The following is a 19,462-nucleotide window of genomic DNA, read 5'->3' as shown; positions in this document are numbered from 1 at the left end:
GGACTCAGTGCAGGGCCGGGCTGTGCCGCGGGCTGTCCTTGCCGCTGGCCTGCAGCAGGGCCGTCGCCGCCGCGGGCTCCAGTGGCCGGCCCAGCAGGTAGCCCTGCAGATGGGTGGCGCCCAGGCGCTCCAGGGCGTCGGCCTGCTCTTGCGTCTCCACCCCTTCGGCCACGATCTCCAGATTGAGGCTGCGGCCCAGCGCGCAGGTGGCCTCGACGATGGCAGCGGCCTCGGGGCGCGGCAGGGGCTCGACCATGCTGCGGTCCAGCTTGAGCGTGCGGATGGGCAGCTTGCGCAGCATGGTCAGCGAGGACTGGCCGGTGCCGAAGTCGTCCATGGCACAGGGCACGCCGGCCGCGCCCAGCTGCTCCAGCTGGCGCAGCACCTCGTCCAGCTGCGTCATGGCGGCGGTCTCGGTGATCTCGATCTCCAGCAGGCCGCGCGGGAGGCCGCTGCGGGCCAGGCGCTCCAGCAGCCGGTCCGCGAAGCGCGGCTGGGTGAACTGCACCGGCGAGACATTGATGGCCACAGGCAAGACCTGACCCTGCTCGTGCCAGCGTTGCAGCTGCTGCAGGGCGATGTCGATGATCAGCTCGCCCAGCTGGAGGATCTGGCCGGTGCGCTCTGCCGCGGGGATGAAGTCGACCGGGCTGATGCGCTGGCCGTCCGGTCGCTGCCATCGCACCAGGGCCTCGAAGCCGCTGAGCCGCCGGCTGCCGCATCGGAACTTGGGCTGATAGACCAGCTGGAATTCGCGTTCGCGCAGGGCCTTGTCCAGCAACTGCTCGGCTTTCAGCATGGAACTGGCGCGGCGGTCCAGGGCCGGGTCGAAGAGGGCATGGGCGCTGCCGGGGATCTGTTTGGCGCGGTGCATGGCGGACTCCGCAGCGCGCAGCAGAGTCGCAGCGTCGCTGCCATCACGCGGGGACAGGGCCAAGCCCACGGACAGATGCACGGTCAGCTCCTGCTCGTCCAGCCTGAGCGGCTGGCGCGTGGCCTCCAGCAGCCGACGGGCCAGGGACTCGGCCTCGGCGGGCTGCTCCAGTCCCTCGACCAGCACCAGGAACTGGTCCTCGCCCAGGCGGCTGACGCTGGACGGCAGCGCGCACTGCTGCATGTGCTCCAGCAGGCGCTGCCCCAGGGCGTGCAGCAGGCGGTCACCGAACTCGGGACCCAGGGTCTCGTTGATCAGCTGGAAGCGGTCCACGTCGGCCGACATCAGCAGCAGGGGCGTGCCTGCCTGGGTCAGCCGGCCCAGGATCTCGACGGCATGGTTGCGGTTGGGCAGGCCGGTCAGCTCGTCGAAGTGGGCCTGGCGGCGCAGGGCCTCCAGGGCCTCGTGGCGCGCGGTCTCGTCCAGCATCACGATCAGCTCGGCCGGGGCGCCGTCCCAGACCAGCTGGCTGGAGAGCCCGCGCAGGTAGAGCGGGCGCCCGTCCTGGCTGAGGCGCGGACCTTCCCAGTCGATGCGGGCTTCAGGGTCGGCCAGCACGCGGGCATGTCGGCCCTGCGAGCCCTGGGTCTGCTCGGGCAGCGCCAGCTCCTGCAGCATGTCGCTCTGGCGTGCCTGGGCCAGGCTGGGGAAGCCGAACATCTGCAGGGCGGCTGGATTGGCATAGAGCAGGCGGTGCTCGCGCAGGACGGCCAGACCCTGCAGGGAATGCTCGGCCAGGCGCGAGAAGCGCAGGGCCTGGTCGCGGGCCTCCTTCTGCGCGCCCGCCGCGGCCACGATGATCAGCGTCAGGCACAGAAGGGTCTGGACGATCAGGCCGCTGGCATGGGTGACGGCAGACTGGCTCAGCGGATGCAGCAGAGGCCCGCTGGCATGCACGGCGGCCGAGGCCACGAAGAGCAGCATCATCACGCGCTCGGCGAGGCGCGGGGTCCAGCCTATCCAGGCCGCGCAGCACAGATTGCCCAGGCACAGCACCGCGGCCGCGAAGGCCACGCCCCAGGGCTTGTGCTGCAGCGCCAGGACGGCGATGCCCACGCTCATCACGATCAGCAGCCCGGCCCAGAAGCGCCCGGGCCAGGGGCGGTGGCGGTACAGCGCGCTGCCCTTCATCAGCAGGTACAGGGAGGTCATCACCGCGGCCGCGGCCAGGCTGGCCAGCAGATCCAGCGCGGGCCCGGGACCCACCACCGGCGCCAGGCCCACGCCCAACGCCAGGCCCATGCCCAGCAGCACCGCGCTGCGGCCCCACAGCAGCACATGCTCATGGCGCGGGTTGAGGCGCCACAGCACGATCAGGGTGACGCCCAGCATCAGCTCCAGGAATGAACTCAGCAGCACCAGCAAATTCATTGGCGCAGGCTCCCTGAGCCCCGCGTCGCGCAGGGCGGTCTTGCCGGATGCTACCGTTTGCAGTGAGGCCTTGAACACAGGGTTGAGGGGACTGTTGCACCAGGGAGCCAGGCCCCTGGGGGCCGGGCGATGGCCTTGTCGCGGCAAGCTGTGACAATAGCCCCCTCCCGGGGCCTTTGGCGCCCCCGCAAGACTGCAACAGCTGCCCACCATGACCCAGCGCGTCCTCACCGGTATCACCACCACCGGCACCCTGCACCTCGGCAACTACGTCGGTGCGGTGCGCCCAGCCATCGCGGCCAGCCGCGAGCCCGGCGCCGAGAGCTTCTTCTTCATGGCCGACTACCACGCGCTGATCAAGTGCGACGAGCCGGACCGCATCGAGCGCTCACGCCTGCAGATCGCCGCCACCTGGCTGGCCGCGGGCCTGGATACCCAGCGCGTGGTGTTCTACCGCCAGAGCGATGTCCCCGAGATCCCCGAGCTGACCTGGCTGCTGACCTGCGTCACTTCCAAGGGCCAGATGAACCGTGCCCATGCCTACAAGGCCTCGGTGGATGCCAACGTGGCCGCCGGCGAGGACCCGGACGCCGGCGTCACCATGGGCCTGTACAGCTATCCCATCCTGATGGCGGCGGACATCCTCATGTTCAACGCCCACCGCGTGCCCGTGGGCAAGGACCAGGTCCAGCACATCGAGATGGCGCGCGACGTCGCCCAGCGTTTCAACCATCTCTTCGGCAAGGGCCAGGACTTCTTCGTGCTGCCCGAAGCGCAGGTCGATGCCGAGATGGAGCTGCTGCCGGGCCTGGACGGCCGCAAGATGAGCAAGAGCTACGACAACGTGGTGCCGCTCTTCGAGGGTGGCGCCAAGGGTCTCAAGGAGGCCATCGCCCGCATCGTCACCGACTCCCGCCTGCCCGGCGAGCCCAAGGAGCCCGAGGGCACGGCCCTGGTCCAGCTCTTCGACGCCTTCGCCACGCCCGAGCAGCGCGCCGCCTTTCGCGCCGAGCTGCGCGCGGGCCTGGGCTGGGGTGAGGCCAAGCAGCGCCTCTTCGCCCAGATCGATGCCGAGATCGGCCCCATGCGCGAGCGCTACGAGCAGCTGATGGCCAATCCCGAGCGCATCGAGGAGATCCTGCAGGAGGGCGCCGCCAAGGCCCGGGCCATCGCCGCGCCGCTGCTGGCCCGGCTGCGCGAGGCCGTGGGCCTGCGCCGCTTCCAGCCCCTGCAGGCGGTGGCCGCGCCGGCGGCCAGGGTGAAGTCCGCCCTGCCCGTCTTCAAGCAGTACCGTGAAGCCGACGGCCAGTTCTACTTCAAGCTCAATGCCGCGGATGGCCAGCTGCTGCTGCAGAGCCAGGGCTTCGCCCAGGGCAAGGAGGCCGGCCAGTGGGTGGCCCGCCTCAAGCGCGAGGGCGCGGCGGCCCTGGCCGAGGCCCCGGTGCAGCGCGGCGAGGTGGACGAGGCCCTGCTGCAGGAGGCCCTGGCCGCCCTGCAGGCCGCTGACGCTGCCTGAGCCCGGCCCCAGAGCCTGTCCCTTGGGGCAGGCGTGCCACGATGTGCTGGCGTTGTGGCAGGTTTACCGCACGATGAGTGCGCCAGACACCACAAGCCTGCAGTTTCGAGCGGTGCGTCCAGAACAAGTGCGAGCAAACCCGCTAGGCTGTTCGAGGGCGGGTGGCTAGTCTTTGCTATCAAGCTCGACAAGTCGATCAATAGCAGGAGACAAACCCATGAGCGTCATTGCCCCCGACACCCTGGCCCTTCAGTGCCTCTACCGCTGGGAGCGCGAAGCCGCCACCCGCGTGGCGCTGACCCAGCCCATGGGTGCAGGCGAGCTGAAGGACTTCACCTGGGCCGAGGTGGCGGATCAGGTCCGTCGCATGGCCGCCCACCTGAAGTCGCAGGGCTGGCCCCAGGGCTCCAAGGTCGCCATCCTGTCCAAGAACTGCGCCTGGTGGCTGATGAGCGACCTGGCCATCTGGATGGCCGGCTACGTCTCCGTGCCCCTGTACCCCACGCTGGCGGCCGAGACCGTGCAGCAGATCCTCACCCACAGCGAGGCTCGCGCCTGCTTCATCGGCAAGCTGGACGGCTGGGAGGGCATGAAGCCCGGCGTGCCGGCCGGGATGCCGTGCATCAGCTATGCCCTGTCGCCGGACGACGCCCGCAAGAGCTACGAGGGCTGGGACGCCATTGTGGCGCGCACGGCACCGATGCAGGGTCAGGTCTTGCGCGACGCCAAGGAACTCGCGACCCTCATCTACACCTCCGGCACCACGGGCCAGCCCAAGGGCGTGATGCACAGCTTCGGCAACTTCGCCTGGGCGCTGACGGCGGCCCTGGGTCGCTTCCCGATGTCGGCCTCGGACCGCCTGCTGTCCTACCTGCCCCTGGCCCACGTGGTGGAGCGCGTGCTGGTGGAGCACGGCTGGCTGCGCACGGGCATGCACGTCTACTTCGCCGAGTCCCTGGACACCTTCAATGCCGACGTCTGCCGTGCGCGGCCGACCATCTTCTTCTCCGTGCCCCGCCTGTGGGTCAAGTTCCAGCAGGGCGTGCTGGCCAAGATGCCCGAGCAGAAGCTGGAGCGCCTGCTGCGCATCCCGCTGCTCAACGCCCTGGTGCGCAAGAAGATCCGAACGGCCTTGGGCCTGGATCAGTGCCGCATCGCCGCCGGCGGTGCCGCACCCATGCCGGTGGCCCTGCTGAACTGGTTCCGCCACATCGGCCTGCCGGTCAACGAGGGCTATGGCATGACCGAGAACCTCGCGATCAGCAACATCACCAAGCCCGGTATCGACATGACCGGTACCGTGGGGCCGGCCTATGACGGCGTGCAGCTGCGCATCGACCCGACCAATGGCGAGCTGCTGATGCGCAGCCCTGCCGTCATGCTGGGCTACTACAAGGAGCCGGCCATGACGGCCGACGTGCTGGACGCGGACGGCTGGCTGCACACCGGCGACAAGGCCAGCATTGATGCCCAGGGCCTGGTGCGCATCACCGGCCGGGTGAAGGACCTGTTCAAGACCAGCAAGGGCAAGTATGTGGCGCCGGCCCCCATCGAAGACCGCCTCACCATGCACCATGCCGTCGAGGCCTGCGCCGTCACTGGCGCCAACCTGGGCCAGCCGGTGGGCATCGTGATGCTCTCGCCGGACGCCGCCCAGCGCACCGGCAGCGAGGCCGACCGCCAGCAGCTGTTGGCCCAGCTGACCCAGCACCTGGACGACATCAACGCCCGCCTGGACCCGCATGAGCAGTTGGACTGCCTGATCCTGGTGAAGACGCCCTGGACGGTGGACAACGGCTTCATCACCCCGACCTTCAAGGTGCGCCGCAACCGCGTCGATGAGGTCTTCGGTCCCAAGCTGGAAGCCTGGGTCGAGGAACGTCGCAAGATCATCTTCGGCGACTGAAGGCCGCGGCTCTCACGCTGCCTGTGCCGCCGTAGGCGCGGCCGGCGTGAACTGGCCGGGCCAGCGCCGCTGGCGCCAGCGCATCAGCGGGCGTTCGATGGCGTGGTACAGCAGCCCGCCCAGGGCCACGCTGGCCAGCGCGGTGATCCCGAAGGCGGCCCAGTCCGGCAGCTCCTGCAGCAGCGGCTTCATCACATGGGCCAGTGGCTTGTGCGTCAGGTAGAGGGCATAGGACCACAAGGCCAGCGAGCGCGCGCCCGGCACGCCGCGCCGCGCCAGCGCATGCCCCGGTGCCAGGCAGGCCAGCAGCAGCAGGGCATAGGCCCAGGCCATGGCGCTGTAGCCGATGGCGGTCATGAACCAGCCCCAGCTGTCGTCCGGCAGCACGTAGTTGTGAACCGCCACGGTCCACATGAGGCCCACGGCGCTCAGGCCCAGGGCCAGCAGCAGGCGGCCATGACGCATCAGCCGTGCCCACAGCCGCGGATGGCCGTGCTGCAGCAGGGCCAGGGCCAGGCCCGGCAGGAACTCGTCGGCGCGGCCCAGGGTGGCGTAGTAGATGTTCTGGTAGTAGCCGACGATGTCCGCATCGCGGCGGCCGTAGATCGTCCATAGGTGGTGGCGCCAGGCGATGGCCGTCAGCGTGAGACCGGCGATGCCCAGCCAGATCTGGCGCCGGCTCAGGCGCAGCGCGCGGGCCACCAGCAGGGCCACGGGCAGGACCAGGTAGAACTGCTCCTCGACGCAAAGTGACCAGGCATGCGAGAAGGCCGTGCCTGGCGCCAGCTGGATGTTCTGCGTGAAGCTCAGGAAGCGCCACAGCGGCGGCAGCTCGCGCCCGCCGAGCTGGCCGGGCAGCAGGAAGAAGGCGGCCAGCACGAGCCAGTACAGCGGCCAGGTCCTCGTGGCGCGCCGGGCATAGAAGCTGGCCAGGGCGAGCTGCTCGCCCCGCGCCAGGCCCGCCATCAGCTGCTCGCCGATCAGGTACCCGCTCAGTACGAAGAACAGGTCCACCCCGCTCCAGCCGACATTGGAGAACCAGCCGAGGTCCGGCGCGCGGCTCACGAAGACGCGGTAGTGGAAGCAGAAGACGAGCACGATGGCCAGGGCACGCAAGGTGTCCAGGCCGGGGGCGCGTGGGTGGGTGCCAGGAGGGGCGCTCAGCTGGGTCATGAAGTGATCGAGAGGGGATGCGAGGCTGCGGATTGTGTGCAGCCCCGCCCCTTCAGGCGCGCCCTTGGCGCGTTACGCTTGTTGCAGCGCCGCCGTGGGTGCCGGCCGGGGTGCGCCGGGATAGCGCTGGTAAGCCAGGAAGACCTGGTCCAGCACCCAGCCCTCGGACTCGTACAGCGCCTGCGCCCGCGCATTGCTGCGGGCGGTGGTCAGGTCCAGGCGGGCCACGCCACGCTCCAGGGCCAGGTCTTCCGCCGCGCGCAGCAGGGCGCGGCCGATGCCAAGGCGCCGGGCCTCTGGGGGCACGAAGAGGTCGTAGAGGCTGAAGATGGGCTGGGCTTGCACCGAGCAGAAGGTGGGGTAGAGCTGGCACAAGCCCAGTCCCCGGCCCTCGGGACCTACGGCCAGCAGCAGCACGGACTCCCCGCGTCGCAGCCGCTCCTCGAGGAAGCCTCGGGCCAGGACCAGGTCGTCCGGCTGTTCGTAGAACTGCCTGTAGGCGTTGAACAGTGGCGCCAGGGTGTCCAGGTCCTCCAGGCCGGCGAGGCGGACGCGGGGCTCGCTCACGCAGCGCTCTCGGGCAGGTGGCAGACGGCCTCGATGTTGTGGCCGTCAGGGCAGCGCACGAAGGCGCCGTAGTAGTCCGGGTGGTAGTGCGGGCGCAGGCCCGGGGCGCCATTGTCAGTGCCGCCGGCGGCCAGGGCGGCCTGGTGGAAGGCGTCCACCTCGGCCCGCGTGCCCACCCGGAAGGCGATGTGGATGGGTGGCTGGTTGGGCGTGCCGCGGCTGATCCAGAAATCGGGCTTGGGTGGCTCGCCGAAGCCGGCGACATCGGTATGCCCGGTGACGTCGGCCGGGAACTCCAGCAGGAGTTGGTAGCCGATGGGGGCCAGGGCCTCGCGGTAGAAGGCCTTGCTGCGTTCAAAGTCGCTGACGACGACGCCGGTGTGGTCGATCATGGGGAACTCCCTTGTGGATGGATGGGGTCTAGAGCGGGCGCTGCATGAAGCGCCAGCCGGACTGCAGCGGGGCGGGCACCTCGGTGCCTGCATGGGGCGCACAGTCCTGGAAGCCCTGGCGGGCATAGAGCGCCTGGGCCTCCTGCATGAAGGGGGCCGAGTCCAGGCACAGCTGCCGGTAGCCGAAGGCGCGCGCATCCTCCACGAGCCGCTGCATCAGCAAGGTGCCCAGGCCCAGGCCGCGCAAGCCGGGGCGGAGGTAGATTCGTTTGAGCTCGGCCCGCTGCTCGTCCAGGCGACGCAGGCCGCCCATGCCGGCCATGCGCAGTGCATGCCCGCTCCCATCGGGCACGGTCAGCAGGTAGAAGCAGCCGGCGGGCGGGAGATCGCCGCAGACCTTGTCCAGCATCTCTGCCGCATAGTCGGCCACCGGGCGCTCGGACAGGGCCGCAGGCAAGGCGCCGAAGTGCTGCTCGATGCCGGTGAAGACCCAGCTCATGTATTCGGTGTTCAGCGCCAGCAGCTCGGCGGCATGCTGGTCCAGCCGGGCGGGAATGAGCCGGGGGGCGGCGGTGGAGGCTGGGCTGCTGCACATGGGCGCGCAGACTACGGCATGAGCCCGCCCCGGCGCAAGCACCGCGGCGTCCCGCGGCCGCAAAGCGCACGGGCGGGTCTGCGCCTGCCTGGGCGTGGCGCCTCAGGCCTCGCGCTGCGGCGCGCTCCGCCGCGCCAGGCGAAGGCCTAGCCAGCAGCTCAACGGCCAGCTCAGCAGCCAGGACAGCCAGTACCAGTGCGGCCAGCCCTTGCTCCAGTTGGGGATGGTGGCCGCAATGCCCATCAACTCCCCCAGCACCATGAACCACAGCACGTGGCGGCCCGGCAGCCTCGGCGCATGGCGGGCACACAGCCAGGCACAGAGGATGGAGATGCCGATGAAGAGGCCGGTGCTGGCCATCAGCGAGGTCTCGGAGGGGATGCGGCCCTGAACGAAGTCCCCCGGGAAGAGGGCCGACAGCAGGGGATCGGTGGCCAGGACCAGCAGCACCGACAGCACATAGCAGCCAAGGACCAGGGCCAGGGACTTCAGCATGGGATCTCCTCAGGCAGGCGGGACGCCTGCCCCGCAACGGGCCTGACGATAGCAAGCATCGCCAGGCCCGCACCCTCGGTGCTAACCCCCGCACGCCCTGCCTATGTTGGTCTTAGACTGGTATTTAATTGGCAATAACGGAGAGACTTCATGCAGAGGCGCCAGACCCTTGCCTGGGCCGCCGCTTCGGCCGCAGCCTTCATCCTGCCTGGCTGTGGCGGTGGCGCGAGCTCCCCCACCCCGGCCCCGCCACCGGGCCCCACGACCACGCCCATTCCGGCCGAATGGCAGGCCCTCAGCCGCCAGGTCCAGGGCCAGCTGCTGCTGCCCGGCCAGGCGGCCTACGAGCAGGGGCGGGTGGCGGCCAATGCCCGCTTCGACGATCGCCGGCCCCAGGGCCTGCTGCGCTGCGCCGTGGCGGCCGACGTGCAGGCGGGCCTGGCTCATGCGCTGAGCCAGCGCCTGCCCTTCGCTCTGCGCAGTGGTGGACACAGCTACGTGGGCAGCTCCGCGGGCAGCGGTCTGGTGATCGACCTGGGACCCATGAACAGCGTGCGCCTGGAGGGCGAGGTGGCCGTCGTGGGCGCGGGCGCCACCCTGGCCGATGTCTATGGCAACCTCATTCCCCTGGGCCGGTGCGTGGCGTCGGGCAGCTGCCTGAGCGTGGGCATCACCGGCATTGCGCTGGGCGGTGGTTTTGGCGTCATCGACCGTTCGCAGGGTCTGGCCTGCGATCAGCTCCTGGGCGCACAGCTGTTGACGGCCGATGGCCGCCTCCTGGACTGCGACGCGCAACACAACGCAGAGCTGTTCTGGGCCTTGCGCGGAGGCGGCGGCGGGCACTTCGGCGTGGTGACGCAGCTGCGCCTGCGCACCCATGCCACGGGACCGCTGCAGCTGTTCCTGGCCGACTTCCCGCTGGAGGCCCTGCCCGCTGCCCTGGCGGCCTGGCAGGGCTGGCCGGCCCAGGGGCTGCCGGACGCGATCTGGTCGCAGCTTGTGTTGCCGGCGGGCAGCCCCCAGTTCCGCATCTGGGGCGTGGCAGCAGGCGATGCGGCCCCGCTGCAGCCGTACTGGAGCGCCCTGCTGCAGCGCATCGGCCGCTCGCCGCAGGCCCAGCAATGGCAGGCCAGCAGCTATGGCTCGGTGATGATGGGTGCCTGCCAGAGCTACAGCCTGCCGCAATGCCATTTGCCCAGCCAGCGCGAGGGCGGCCTGCTGGGCCGGGTCTCGATGACGGCCAGCTCCGATTTCTTCGACAGGCCGCTGGACGCTGCCGGCATCGCGGCCCTGTCTGACGGCGTGGCGGCCCGCCAGGGCACGGGCGTGGCGGTGCTCAACCTGATGGGCGGCGCCATTGCGCGCGTGGCCCCGCAGGACACGGCCTTCGTCCATCGCCAGGCCCTGTTCAGCGCCCAGTACCTCTGCGAGTACCCCGCCGGCACGGCGGAAAGCACCCTGGCCGGCGCCGAGCAATGGGCCCAGGGCATGCGTGATCGCATGAAGGCCTGGAGCAGCGGCGGCGCCTATGTGAACTATCCCAATGCCCTGCAGACCCGGGCCGCCGAGGCCTGGTATGGCGCCAACCTGGCGCGGTTGCAGGCGCTCAAGGCGGCGGTCGATCCGCAGGGCGTGTTCGCGCCGCTGGAGCGGGCCTGATCGCACAGCGCCCAAGGCCGGGTGTGCGAATGGCGCCTGCATGACGAAGCTCCCCTGTAAAGTCTGTCATTGGTAGTCACTTGAACAGTTATTAGCCAGCGCCCGCTTGAGTGATCGACGCTGGGCGACAAGCCGCAGCAAGACCCGGCACCTGCATCAACCATCAAGGGGGAGAGGCATGGGCGAGGTCGCACCGCTACTGGATTTCCGCAGGCGAAAGGCACCGGCCTGGGATGTCGATTCGACAGACATCCACAAGCTGCAGGTCATTCTCAAGACCATCGAACGTTGCAACATCAACTGCAGCTACTGTTACTACTTCAACGGTGGAGACGATTCCTACAAGAGCCGACCCGCCGTCATCAGCAAGGACGTGGTGGAGCAGGTGGCGGCATTCCTTGCCCATGGCGTCACCGACCTCAGGATCCAGGTGATCGAGGCGGTCTTCCACGGCGGTGAGCCACTGATGCAAAGCCGTTCGCGCTTTGACCACATGTGCAGCAGCCTGCGCTCGGCCTTCAGCGGGCTCGACGCAGAGCTGAGGCTGGGCATCCAGACGAACGGCACACTGCTTGACGAGGCATGGTGCGAATTGCTCGCCCGGCATCGGGTGACCGTCGGCATCAGCATCGATGGTTCGAGGCTTGTCAATGACAGGCAGCGCGTCGATCACAAAGGCAGGGGTACCTATGACGATGTGGTCAAAGGCATCCGCTGCCTCCAGTCATACGCCGCCAGACATGGTGTGAGCTTCGGGCTGGGGAGCCTCACGGTCGTGGATCCCCGGCTGGACTGCGGGGAAATCTACCGGCATCTGGCCGGCGACCTGGGGTTCGACAACGTGAGCTTCCTGCTGCCGGACTGCTCGCATGACAGCTTTGACGAAGCAGGGGCTACGCCGGCGGAATTCGGCCAGGCCCTGACGGACATCTTCGATGCCTGGGTTCAGAACCCCTCGGCAGAAGTCAGGAACATCTCGACCTTCCTGGATTTCTTCAGAGCAGGCCCGAAAGCTGATCAGGCGCAGGGCGCGGAAGGGAGAAACGTGTCCGGTCGCGAACGATCCTACCTGGGCAACCAGATCATCGTGATCAATAGCGATGGATGCCTGTCCATCGACGATTCCCTGATGCCGGCCCTGCGCTGGTGGCAAAGGACACCGAAACAGGCCATCTCGCAGGTGTCGCTGCGCGAGTGGCTGGGCAATGCCGTTTTCGCCGAGTTGCAGGCCGGCGAGCGCAACCTGCCGGATGAACGCCAGGCCTGTGCCTGGAGAGGAGGACCCTGCCAGGGCGGTGATCTTGAAAACAGATTTTCAAGCGCCCTTGGATTTGACGCGCCCTCAGTATTCTGCGAAGGCATGAGTAAATATTATGAGCATGTCGCCGCCTATCTGGTTTCCAACGGATATCCGGCCCAGAAGATAAAAGAAAAGCTCATGCGGCAGTCGTTCTTGGGGGCGGCGTGGGAAATTCATCAACACGGAGGATTGATAGATGAAGAAGATTTCTGATCTGAGCCTGGGCCAGGAAGCAGATGCCGGCAGCGCCTTCGGTGGCGTTCTGGAGGCAAAGCTGCTCTCCCTGCCTGAAATTGAATGCGTCGCGGGCGGAGAAGGCACCGGGACCTGTGGTCCTGGCACCCCGAGCTATGGCTCCTCGGGCGGCAGCTTCGTCCAGGCCGGCGGCCAATTCCAGCAAACGGGTGGCTCGTACAACATGCGCTGCACCCCTGCGCCCAATGGATCGGGCGCGCTCTGACTCCATTGAACCTCCGGCCGGCGCGCATTGCCTGCTGGCCCGGGGATTTGTTCCGATTTTTAATCCAGTCAAGGGATTGTCAGATGGAAAAAGCAGAAGACTTGAATTGCCAGGACAAATCATCCCATCGCCAGACCTTCGGGGAATTTCTGGTCGCGGAACTCCTGACGGCGCCCGAAGTTGACCATGTTTCGGGTGCCGGATGGTATACCCAGGTCACCCCGACCTACTCGCAAAGTGGCCCTGTATATTCACAGGTCATTCGCCCCTGAATCCGGGTGCGCATATGCCATGGAAAGAGGCCCATGCCATCAGGTCCATGGGCGGCGGGGACCTGATGACCGAGTGGTACAGGACCTTTCTCGTCTGCATGCTCCTGGCGCTGCTCACAACAGCCGCCCGGGCTGACTGTGCGAGCCGCCATCTGGGCGACGTGCGTGTCAAGGTCGCGATGCGAGAGGGCGCCGTACAACTCGCCTTCGAGTTGCCGCAGGCCTCCTCCTGCCTGCGATTCAAGTCAGGAGGTCGGCTCCGCCTGCTCAACTGGCATATCCACGGTGCCGGGCGTCTGTCCAGCGCCGGGGACATCCTCCAGTGGGAGCAGCCCGTGCGATCCTTCGAGGTGCGCGTCTCCCCTTCTGCCCTGAAAGATGGACAGCTCGACCGGACCTACACGCCCGTGATGCCGCTGGGCGATGGCCGGGCGCTTGCGGTCTACAGCGACTACCTGCTGCTGGACCCCGCCTTTGGGCGGACGACGATCGAATTCGAGGGGCTGCCGGCCCGCCAGGGCCTGATGCAGGTCGGGCACCAGCGGCTGACTTCGGAAGATCCTCCCGGCTTCTTTCTGCTGGGATCACCGTCGGTCGAACGTTTCGGCGATGACGCCCTGATCGTGGACCAGTCGCTGCCCGCGCCGCTGATGAAGCAGATCCGGGCGCTGATGGACCAGGGCAGCCGGCAACTGGCCAGCCTGCCGCGACCCGGCGGCCCCATCAGCATCCTGGCCATGGGCGGTGGCGGGCAAGGCAAGCCTTCCTGGCGCGGGGATGTCAGTCCCGGCCTCATTCGGCTGGGTTTCTATGGCCAGGGTTGGGGCAGCGCGGACCCGGCACTTGCGCGCGTCGTCGCGAAGTTCGTCCTTCACGAGCGCTTCCATCTGCACAACATGCGACTGCGATCGGGGGCTCCGGCCGGTGTCTTCCTGCTGGAAGGCGGGGCGGACGCTGTAGCGCTGGGTCTGCAGCATCAGCAGGGGCAGCTGGATGATGCGGCCTACCTGGGCCAGCTGAACCTGTCGCTGCAGCAGTGTCAGTTGAGCACCGGCAGCACGCTGCGCGACAAGGAGTTCCTGGGTGGTGACCTGCCCTACCACTGCGGCCTGGTTCTGGTGTCCCTGGCCTCCTGGGCAGCCTCGGGCTCCGTGTTGGACAGCCGCCAGCCCGCCCGGCTGTGGCAGGCCACCCTCAAAGCGGTCGGAGACGGACCCTATGACTGGCATGACTTCCTGGCCGCCGCGCGCCAGACAGCGGTGCCCGGGCGGCAGGGCGTGATCGAGCTTCTGGAGCAGCTGGTGCACGACCGGCTCACCTTGCAGGATGCGCTGGCCGCGCCCGCCTGGCGGGGCCTCCTGCAGCCGGCCTCACAAGGTGAGCACGAGGTGCCGGCGCTGTCGTCCGAGTTTGCGAGCCGCACGCTGATGAGCCTGCTGGAGCGGCAGTGCACCGGCCCCTACGGTTTCCATCTGGAGGACGGCATCTTCACGCTGGATACGGCGCAGGCGCGCTGCAAGGCGGCATGGCCTGACCGCTTCCCGGTTGCCCGGCTGAACGGGCTCGACTTCGTCCGCCAGGGCTGGCAAGCAGCGCAATCGGTCTGGCAGTCCTGCAAGGAGAAGGGGGAGGTGCAGATTGCGGATGCGCAGCAGGCCCGGACCCTCACTCTGCCCTGCCCCGACATCGGCGCCGTGCCTCGCCTGTACCGGCTCGTTCCGCCCGAAGCGCCGGCCTCCGGCCCGACCTGAGGCAGGCCCCGTGGGCTCAGCCCTCCTGCCAGCGCGCCTTGCGCTCCGCCGTGTAGTCCCACCAGGGCCGCGGGTCCTCGCCATCCATGAAGCGGGTGACGGAGATGAAGACGTCGATCACGCAGGGGTCGTGGCGCTGGCCCGTGCGCTGGCACAGGGCGGTGTAGAGCTGGTAGGGGTCGCGGCCCTGCAGTTGCGCGGGCTGCTGGATGCCCAGCAGCAGCAGGTCGGCCGCCATGGCCGGCCCGACATTGGGCAGGTCGGTGAGGCGGCGCAGGCGCTGGCGATCGACTTTGGCGGGGTGCATGGCATGCTTCAGACGAGGGTGTCCGGATCACCCCACAGGGCCTTCTGGTAGGCCTTGATGCGCGGGGCCAGCAGCTCGGCGCGGGCCAGGCTGTCCGCGGGCCAGAACTTGCTGCGGTCATAGTACTCGGGCACGGCCACCGCGCCCGGCGGCAAGGTGAACCAGGGCTGCTTGCTGCTGGTGAAGATGTGGATGTCCGGCGGCAGGAGATCGGGCTCGTCCAGCGTGCCCACGCGCAGGAACTTCACCAGGGGGCCGGCGCCGGCATAGTGGCTCCAGACGGCGATGAGGCACTGGGGGCAGCGGGCGATCTGCTGGCCGGCGCCGCTTTCCGAGGGCGTGGCCACGAGCTCGGGCGCCAGGCCCAGGCTTTCAATGCGCTCCGCCTCGAGCAGGGCGTTGAGCGCGAAGGCGCTGCCGCTTTCGCGCTGGCACCAGCGGCAGTGGCAGCAGTGCACGAACAGTGGCGCGCCCAGCACCCGGTAGCGCACGGCGCGGCAGTCGCAGCCGCCTTCGAGGGGATAGGCAGTGGGGGGATTCAAGGGGCTGGCCTCCTGGTCCATTGCAGTACTGCTGCTGATATCGGCCTTGCGTGCCCGCAGTTCAGGGCTCGGCGGGCCAGTGCCGTTCGTAGATGGGCCGCACGGCGGGATGCTGCTCGACGCGCTGCCGCGGCTTCACGCGGGTCAGGGCCTCCAGCTCGGACTTCGGGTCCCAGGACGCGGAACCGGAGCCGGGGTATCCGAACAGGACGTGCATGGTCTCTCCTTGCCTGAGTCGCTCAGACGCCGCCGCCCTGTTCCCAGCCCCCGTCCTGGGGCCGGGAATGGCTGGCGGGCGCCTCCTGGCCGTCAACGGGGGCCACCCGCGGCAGCTCGATGACGAAGCGGGTGCCCTCGCCCATCACGCTCTGCACACGGATGCTGCCGCCCAGCAGGGTGTGGACGATGTTGTAGCAGATGTGCAGCCCCAGCCCCGAACCGCCCTGGCCCAGCCGGGTGGTGAAGAAGGGCTCAAAGATGCGGCGCAGGTGCTCGGGCGGGATGCCGCCGCCGTTGTCCGTGAACTCGATCAGCACGCGATCCGCGCCCTGGGCCTGGGTCAGCAGGCGCATGTGGCCGCCCTTGCGGCCCTCGAAGCCGTGCAGCATGGCATTGAGCACCAGATTGCTGACGACTTGCCCCAGCGGGCCGGGAAAGCTGTCCATGTCCAGACCGGGCTGCAGCTGCAGGCTGATCTCGTGCTCCTCGCGCCGGATGCGGGTGGACAGCGTCATCACCACCTCCTCGACGGTCTGGGCCAGGTCGAAGCGGCGGCGCTGGTCCGAGGTCTGGTCCACGGCCAGCTGCTTGAAGCTGGCGATCAGGTTGGCGGCCTGCTCCAGGCTGTGCAGCAGCAGGGTGGTGGACGCCTCGCTGCCTTCGCAGAACGCCTGCAGCTCGCTGCGGCGCAGGCCGCCGGCATCAACGCGCCGCAGGAAGCCCTTACTGGCATCGCGCAGGGTGCTGGCCATCAGCAGGCTGTTGCCGATGGGCGTGTTGAGCTCGTGCGCCACGCCGGCCACCAGCGAGCCCAGGGCCGCCAGCTTCTCCTGCTCCACAAGGCGGTCCTGCGCCAGCTGCAGCCGCCGGTAGGCCTCGGCGTTGTCGTAGGCCACCGCCGCGTAGGCGCCCAGGGTGCGCAGGATGTCCAGGTCGGCCAGGCCGAAGGCCTTGGGTACCTCACTGAGCACGGCGATCACGCCCATCACCCGACCCTTGAGCTGCATGGGCACGTAGAGGCCGGAGCGCGCCTTGCTGACCGGCCGCCCGTCGGCCAGGCGCGTGTCCTCCTGGCCGGTGATCTGGCGCACATGGCTGTCCAGGCGGCGGATGTCGTGCGGGAACTCGTCGATCATCAGCTCGCGGGCTTGCAGCACGCACTGGGTGGAAGGCTGGTCCAGGGCGCAGAGGCTGCGCTGGTAGGGCATGAAGGGCTGGCCGTCCTGCATGACGAAGTCGAAGTCGATCACGCCAGCGTCCCAGTTCACCCGGCCCACGCCGAACACGTTGGCGTTCATCAGCTCGCTGACGTGGGCGTAGAGCGTCTGCTGGATGGCGGGCAGCTCGCGGGTGGCGGTGATGTCGCGGCCGATCTCGCTGAGCAGGGTGATGCTGCGCCGTGCCTTCTCGGCGGCCTCGCGCTGGGCATCGGCCTGCTGCTTCTCGACCTGCAACTGGCGGCCCTGCTCCACCACTTCCTGGGTGCGCTGCGCCACCTTGGCCTCCAGGCTCTGGCGCGCGGCACGCAGCTTGGCAGTGCGCCAGTGGTAGGCCCAGGCCATCAGGGTCAGCAGGACCAGCAGCACAGAGGTGCGCCACCACCAGGTGCGCCAGAAAGGGGGCAGGACCTCGATCTCGATCAGGACCTGCGAAGGGCTCCAGACGCCGTCCGGATTGGCCGCCCGCGCCAGCAGTCGGTAGTGGCCCGGATCGAGGTTGGTATAGGTGGCCGTGGCCTGCTCGCCCCGGCCCTGGATCCAGTCGCGGTCGAAGCCCTCCAGGAACCAGGCATAGCGGTTGCGGCGGGGATCGGCGAAGTGCAGGGCCGAGAGCTCGAAGCTGACCATGGCCTCCTCATGGCCCAGGCGCATGTGGCGTGCGGCATGCAGGGGCCCGGCGATGCCCACGTCATGCAGGCTGAGGCTGGCGCTGGAGCCCACCTGCTGCGCACGGCTGGCGCCGCCCGCGTTGGCGCCGGGCAGCAGGCTCTGGTTGTAGAGCCGCAGGTCCGACAGCACCACGCCGGGCGCCTGCGGGTTGTCGCGCAGCTGGGCGGGATGGAAGCGGATCACGCCTGTGCTGCCGAAGAAGAGGCTGCCGTCGGGCCCGCGCGCCGCCGCGCCGAAGTTGATGCCACCGCCGAAGCGCGAGCGGCCCGGGTAGCGCCGGGCGCGCTGCTGGTCCGGCAGCAGCTGCACGAGGCCGTCGTCGGCGCCCAGCCAGATCTCGCCGTCCAGGCTGTCCTGTATGGCGTCGTAGGAGCCTGGGCCCAGGCCCGGCGTGGCGGACCAGTCCCGCAGGCGCCAGCCCCCGGCGTCCTGGCGCAGTTCGTGCACGCCCTGGTTGCTGCTCAGCCAGATGCGGCCCCGCACATCCTGGCGCAGGGCGTGCACGGCCAGCTTCTGGGGCTGGCTCAGGACCGCGTCGGGGGCGAGCACGAATGCGAAGTCATCGGTTTCAGGCCGGTACAGGTAGAGCCCGCCCTTGGTGCCTATCCACAGCCGCCCCTCGCGATCCTCGAGCAGGCAGTCGATGGTGTCGTGCTGCAGCGCGTGGGCCTGGCCGGGCCGGGCGCTGTAGCGGTGGGCGCGCAGCGTGCCGGGCTCGATGCGCAGCAGCCCCGACGCGCTGCTGGCCCACAGCCGGCCCTGGCGGTCCTGCACCAGGGCGCTGATGGAGGCGGCGGCCGGCGTGGCGGCCTCCAGGGCCACGGCCTGGCTGCGCCGCGCGCGGGTGTCGTAGCGCATCAGGCCGCCGTCGCCGCCTGCCCACAGCAGGCCGTCGCGGTCACGCAGCAGGGTCTTGATGTTGTGCAGGGGCAGCTGGGCGGGCGGGATGCGCTCCACCTCGCCACTGGCCAGGTGCAGGCGGTTGAGGCCGCCGCCGTAGATGCCCACCCAGATGTGCTCGGCATCGTCCGGTGCGAAGGCCATGGGCGAATCACCGCTGAGGCTGCGTTCGTCGCCGGGCACGTGGTGGTAGCGCAGGAAGCCGCCCGAGCGCAGGTCGGCCAGGCTCACGCCCTTGCCCCAGCTGCCCACCCACAGCACGCCGTCGCGGTCGATCATCAGCGAGGCCACGCTGTCCGAGGCCAGGCTGTCGGGCACGGCGGGCTGGTGGCGGTAGCGGCGCAGGCCCTGGCCGTCATCCCGCCACTGGAAGAGGCCCTGGTGGTCGCCCATGCCGATCCAGACACCGCCCTCGCGGTCTTGCACCAGTGCGAAGACGGTGCTGCGGGGCAGGTCCAGCGCGGACAGCCGGGGCTCGGGGTGCGCGGTGCGGCCGTCCGGGTCCAGGGTCCAGACCTGGATGCCGCCGGAGAGACCCACCCACAGGCGGCCGCCCTGGTCCATCAGCAGGCTGCGCGGCAGCAGCTCCGAGGCGGGACGGCCCTGCGCCATGGGATGCTTGCTCAGCTGCAGTCGCTGGCGCAGCTGGCCCTGTGCGTTCACATGCAGCAGCCAGTCTTCCTGCGCAAACCAGACACCGCCCTGGCCATCACCCAGGAAGGCCCGCACCCGGCCTGCGGGCAGGGGCAGCTCGGCGGGCGGTTCCCAGCGGCTGAGCTGCTCGCTCTGGCGGTCCAGGAGATAGAGACCGCCGACCAGGGCCGTCCACAGCTGCGAGCCCGTGCGCGGCGCGAAGCCCAGCACGCGGCGCTGCTGCAGGGCCAGGCCGGCCGGCAGGGCCAGGCGGTGGATCTTCTCGGTGGCCAGGTTCAGGCGGTCCACGCCGTCGCTGGTGCCGACCCACAGGCTGCCCTGGCCGTCGTCCAGCAGGGCATGGACGAAGGGGTGGCTGAGGGTGTCCGGCTGTTCCGGCCGGGCCGGGAAGGTCTGGACGTGGCGGCCGTCGAAGCGGGCCAGGCCGCTGGTGGTGCCCAGCCAGACGAAGCCGCGGTGGTCCTGGAGGCTGACGACGACCGCATCACTGGGCAGGCCGTTGCCGGAGTTGAGGGCGGTGAAGGGCAGCGCCTGCAAGGAAGCCGCCAACACCAGGGCGG

At 69.2% G+C, this 19,462-nt stretch carries 17 protein-coding genes; 7 read left to right on the top strand and 10 right to left on the bottom strand.

The genetic code is table 11. The features are described from left to right. Positions 1 to 4 precede the first annotated feature (4 nt). A complete protein-coding gene (locus H5407_RS00575) occupies positions 5 to 2,305 on the bottom strand; it encodes a bifunctional diguanylate cyclase/phosphodiesterase (RefSeq protein ID WP_183102467.1) in 2,301 nt (766 codons plus the stop codon). Positions 2,306 to 2,516: 211 nt separating this feature from the next. Between H5407_RS00575 and H5407_RS00570 the strand changes: the two genes are divergently transcribed. Further along, positions 2,517 to 3,821 carry a tryptophan--tRNA ligase gene (locus H5407_RS00570; protein WP_183102466.1) on the top strand — a complete coding sequence of 435 codons (1,305 nt, stop codon included), beginning with the start codon at positions 2,517 to 2,519 and terminating at the stop codon, positions 3,819 to 3,821. 217 nt (positions 3,822 to 4,038) lie between these two features. After that, entirely contained in the window at positions 4,039 to 5,727 is a 1,689-nt protein-coding gene (locus H5407_RS00565) for an AMP-binding protein (protein WP_183102465.1), read from the top strand. A 12-nt stretch (positions 5,728 to 5,739) separates the two neighbouring features. On the opposite strand, the gene H5407_RS00560 is transcribed toward H5407_RS00565, so the two are convergent. The 5 genes from H5407_RS00560 to H5407_RS00540 form a co-directional block, all read right to left on the bottom strand. After that, a complete protein-coding gene (locus tag H5407_RS00560; RefSeq protein WP_183102464.1) occupies positions 5,740 to 6,900 on the bottom strand; it encodes an acyltransferase in 1,161 nt (386 codons plus the stop codon). Positions 6,901 to 6,972: 72 nt separating this feature from the next. Beyond that, positions 6,973 to 7,467, bottom strand: coding sequence for a GNAT family N-acetyltransferase (locus H5407_RS00555; protein WP_183102463.1), 495 nt, complete (start codon positions 7,465 to 7,467; stop codon positions 6,973 to 6,975). After that, positions 7,464 to 7,859 carry a VOC family protein gene (locus H5407_RS00550; RefSeq protein WP_183102462.1) on the bottom strand — a complete coding sequence of 132 codons (396 nt, stop codon included), beginning with the start codon at positions 7,857 to 7,859 and terminating at the stop codon, positions 7,464 to 7,466. The genes H5407_RS00555 and H5407_RS00550 overlap by 4 nt, the downstream gene beginning before the upstream one ends. 28 nt (positions 7,860 to 7,887) lie before the next feature. Continuing rightward, positions 7,888 to 8,454, bottom strand: coding sequence for a GNAT family N-acetyltransferase (locus H5407_RS00545; RefSeq protein ID WP_183102461.1), 567 nt, complete (start codon positions 8,452 to 8,454; stop codon positions 7,888 to 7,890). 102 nt (positions 8,455 to 8,556) lie between these two features. Further along, entirely contained in the window at positions 8,557 to 8,949 is a 393-nt protein-coding gene (locus tag H5407_RS00540; protein ID WP_183102460.1) for a hypothetical protein, read from the bottom strand. A gap of 150 nt (positions 8,950 to 9,099) precedes the next feature. Here H5407_RS00540 and H5407_RS00535 point away from each other — a divergent pair, with 150 nt between their 5' ends. The 5 genes from H5407_RS00535 to H5407_RS00515 all read left to right on the top strand — a co-directional run bounded on the left by H5407_RS00535 (position 9,100) and on the right by H5407_RS00515 (position 14,391). Beyond that, positions 9,100 to 10,608, top strand: coding sequence for an FAD-binding oxidoreductase (locus tag H5407_RS00535; protein WP_183102459.1), 1,509 nt, complete (start codon positions 9,100 to 9,102; stop codon positions 10,606 to 10,608). A 178-nt stretch (positions 10,609 to 10,786) separates the two neighbouring features. Continuing rightward, the gene (locus H5407_RS00530) at positions 10,787 to 12,121 is read left to right on the top strand and encodes a radical SAM protein (RefSeq protein ID WP_183102458.1); all 1,335 of its coding nucleotides are present in this window, start codon (positions 10,787 to 10,789) and stop codon (positions 12,119 to 12,121) included. Then, complete coding sequence (locus H5407_RS00525; RefSeq protein WP_183102457.1) at positions 12,105 to 12,368, top strand: hypothetical protein; 264 nt, start codon at positions 12,105 to 12,107, stop codon at positions 12,366 to 12,368. The genes H5407_RS00530 and H5407_RS00525 overlap by 17 nt, the downstream gene beginning before the upstream one ends. Before the next feature lie 83 nt (positions 12,369 to 12,451). Then, positions 12,452 to 12,640 carry a hypothetical protein gene (locus H5407_RS00520; RefSeq protein ID WP_183102456.1) on the top strand — a complete coding sequence of 63 codons (189 nt, stop codon included), beginning with the start codon at positions 12,452 to 12,454 and terminating at the stop codon, positions 12,638 to 12,640. Between the two features lie 14 nt (positions 12,641 to 12,654). Continuing rightward, complete coding sequence (locus tag H5407_RS00515) at positions 12,655 to 14,391, top strand: hypothetical protein (RefSeq protein WP_183102455.1); 1,737 nt, start codon at positions 12,655 to 12,657, stop codon at positions 14,389 to 14,391. A 16-nt stretch (positions 14,392 to 14,407) separates the two neighbouring features. Here H5407_RS00515 and H5407_RS00510 read toward each other — a convergent pair whose 3' ends face one another. The 4 genes from H5407_RS00510 to H5407_RS00495 are packed head-to-tail and all read right to left on the bottom strand — an operon-like array spanning position 14,408 to position 19,439. Beyond that, positions 14,408 to 14,698 (bottom strand): helix-hairpin-helix domain-containing protein, encoded by a 291-nt coding sequence (locus tag H5407_RS00510; protein WP_183102454.1) that lies wholly within the window; start codon positions 14,696 to 14,698, stop codon positions 14,408 to 14,410. A gap of 8 nt (positions 14,699 to 14,706) precedes the next feature. Further along, on the bottom strand, positions 14,707 to 15,261 hold the full coding sequence (locus H5407_RS00505) for a GFA family protein (protein ID WP_183102453.1): 555 nt from the start codon (positions 15,259 to 15,261) through the stop codon (positions 14,707 to 14,709). Between the two features lie 40 nt (positions 15,262 to 15,301). Further along, on the bottom strand, positions 15,302 to 15,457 hold the full coding sequence (locus tag H5407_RS00500) for a hypothetical protein (protein WP_183102452.1): 156 nt from the start codon (positions 15,455 to 15,457) through the stop codon (positions 15,302 to 15,304). Positions 15,458 to 15,479: 22 nt separating this feature from the next. Beyond that, positions 15,480 to 19,439 (bottom strand): two-component regulator propeller domain-containing protein, encoded by a 3,960-nt coding sequence (locus H5407_RS00495; RefSeq protein WP_183102451.1) that lies wholly within the window; start codon positions 19,437 to 19,439, stop codon positions 15,480 to 15,482. Between the last annotated feature and the right edge of the window lie 23 nt (positions 19,440 to 19,462).

The organism is Mitsuaria sp. WAJ17, from assembly GCF_014174515.1.
Taxonomy (GTDB): Bacteria; Pseudomonadota; Gammaproteobacteria; order Burkholderiales; family Burkholderiaceae_C; genus Roseateles_B.
The sequence above is the reverse complement of the archived record's forward strand: the minus strand, read 5'-3'. Positions and strand labels throughout refer to the sequence as shown.

Bases quoted from the DNA above. Each gene is read 5' to 3' on its own strand.
- H5407_RS00505 (WP_183102453.1), bottom strand. From the start codon at position 15,261: ATGGACCAGGAGGCCAGCCCCTTGAATCCCCCCACTGCCTATCCCCTC.
- H5407_RS00525 (WP_183102457.1), top strand. From the start codon at position 12,105: ATGAAGAAGATTTCTGATCTGAGCCTGGGCCAGGAAGCAGATGCCGGC.
- H5407_RS00545 (WP_183102461.1), bottom strand. From the start codon at position 8,454: ATGTGCAGCAGCCCAGCCTCCACCGCCGCCCCCCGGCTCATTCCCGCC.
- H5407_RS00515 (WP_183102455.1), top strand. From the start codon at position 12,655: ATGCCATGGAAAGAGGCCCATGCCATCAGGTCCATGGGCGGCGGGGAC.
- H5407_RS00570 (WP_183102466.1), top strand. From the start codon at position 2,517: ATGACCCAGCGCGTCCTCACCGGTATCACCACCACCGGCACCCTGCAC.
- H5407_RS00560 (WP_183102464.1), bottom strand. From the start codon at position 6,900: ATGACCCAGCTGAGCGCCCCTCCTGGCACCCACCCACGCGCCCCCGGC.
- H5407_RS00550 (WP_183102462.1), bottom strand. From the start codon at position 7,859: ATGATCGACCACACCGGCGTCGTCGTCAGCGACTTTGAACGCAGCAAG.
- H5407_RS00500 (WP_183102452.1), bottom strand. From the start codon at position 15,457: ATGCACGTCCTGTTCGGATACCCCGGCTCCGGTTCCGCGTCCTGGGAC.
- H5407_RS00575 (WP_183102467.1), bottom strand. From the start codon at position 2,305: ATGAATTTGCTGGTGCTGCTGAGTTCATTCCTGGAGCTGATGCTGGGC.
- H5407_RS00520 (WP_183102456.1), top strand. From the start codon at position 12,452: ATGGAAAAAGCAGAAGACTTGAATTGCCAGGACAAATCATCCCATCGC.
- H5407_RS00565 (WP_183102465.1), top strand. From the start codon at position 4,039: ATGAGCGTCATTGCCCCCGACACCCTGGCCCTTCAGTGCCTCTACCGC.
- H5407_RS00530 (WP_183102458.1), top strand. From the start codon at position 10,787: ATGGGCGAGGTCGCACCGCTACTGGATTTCCGCAGGCGAAAGGCACCG.
- H5407_RS00510 (WP_183102454.1), bottom strand. From the start codon at position 14,698: ATGCACCCCGCCAAAGTCGATCGCCAGCGCCTGCGCCGCCTCACCGAC.
- H5407_RS00535 (WP_183102459.1), top strand. From the start codon at position 9,100: ATGCAGAGGCGCCAGACCCTTGCCTGGGCCGCCGCTTCGGCCGCAGCC.
- H5407_RS00540 (WP_183102460.1), bottom strand. From the start codon at position 8,949: ATGCTGAAGTCCCTGGCCCTGGTCCTTGGCTGCTATGTGCTGTCGGTG.